We start from the raw sequence: 788 nt of genomic DNA, 5'->3' as shown, positions 1-788 counted from the left end.
ACTTATAGAACTCAAAAATGTTTTAAATAAACTCTTAGATGTCTTACAAGAAAAAGTAGGATCTGATATGAATGCTATTCATAAAATCTTTGAAGAATATAAGAGCTTAGATTTTAGAAACAAATTAGAAAATGCTAAAGGTAGTGTTGAAGTAACCACTAATGCTTTAGGTGAAGAAATCATTAAGATGTTAAAACAAAGTTCTGAATTTGCTAATCACTTAGCAAGTGAGAGTTCTAAATTACAAAACGCTGTTCAAAACCTAACTAGTTCTTCTAATTCTCAAGCAGCTTCTTTAGAAGAAACAGCTGCTGCTTTAGAAGAAATCACTTCTTCTATGCAAAATGTTTCTGTAAAAACTTCTGATGTTATCACTCAATCAGAAGAGATTAAAAACGTTACAGGTATTATTGGAGATATTGCAGATCAAATCAATCTTTTAGCATTAAATGCTGCTATAGAAGCTGCACGTGCAGGAGAACATGGACGAGGATTTGCTGTTGTGGCTGATGAAGTTAGAAAACTAGCAGAAAGAACTCAAAAGTCTTTATCTGAAATAGAAGCTAATACAAATTTATTGGTTCAATCTATTAATGATATGGCAGAATCTATTAAAGAACAAACTACAGGTATTACTCAAATCAATGAAAGTGTAGCTGCTATTGATCAAACCACTAAAGACAATGTAGAAATTGCTAATGAGAGTGCAATCATTTCTAATACAGTTAGTGATATAGCTAATAATATATTAGAAGATGTTAAGAAGAAAAGATTTTAAGAAATCTTTT

General features: G+C 30.3%; 1 protein-coding gene. It reads left to right on the top strand.

From position 1 onward, the window contains the following. Window positions 1-778: methyl-accepting chemotaxis protein (locus H2277_RS09045; RefSeq protein ID WP_337201973.1), on the top strand; the 778-nt coding region annotated here is incomplete at its 5' end. Window positions 779-788 lie beyond the last annotated feature (10 nt).

The sequence above is a fragment of the Campylobacter sp. W0014 genome (assembly GCF_020135975.1).
In the GTDB taxonomy this organism is placed as follows: domain Bacteria; phylum Campylobacterota; class Campylobacteria; order Campylobacterales; family Campylobacteraceae; genus Campylobacter_D.
Note: the sequence above shows the minus strand (reverse complement) of the source record. Positions and strands in the feature narration are given on the sequence as shown.